Below are 290 nucleotides of genomic sequence, written 5' to 3'. Positions count from 1 at the left end.
TCAGCAGTGAAACGATGCATCGCCGATGGTAGTGTGGGGTTTCCCCATGTGAGAGTAGGTCATCGTCAAGATTAAATTCCGAAACCCCTATCTGCGTATGCAGGTAGGGGTTTTGTTTTAGTAGAAGTCACCAATTTTGCTGGCACGTTACGCTGTAACGGGCTGGTCACAGAATTTCTTGACGACCATAGAGCATTGGAACCACCTGATCCCATCCCGAACTCAGCAGTGAAACGATGCATCGCCGATGGTAGTGTGGGGTTTCCCCATGTGAGAGTAGGTCATCGTCA

The 290-nt window shown here is 49.7% G+C and carries 1 rRNA gene; it reads left to right on the top strand.

The window, feature by feature from the left end:
* Nucleotides 1-177: 177 nt before the first annotated feature.
* Nucleotides 178-290, top strand: a 5S ribosomal RNA gene (rrf, locus tag WLY71_RS30880); the annotation flags it as partial.

The organism is Pseudomonas rossensis, from assembly GCF_039888995.1.
In the GTDB taxonomy this organism is placed as follows: Bacteria; Pseudomonadota; Gammaproteobacteria; order Pseudomonadales; family Pseudomonadaceae; genus Aquipseudomonas; species Aquipseudomonas rossensis.
Note: the sequence above shows the minus strand (reverse complement) of the source record. Positions and strands in the feature narration are given on the sequence as shown.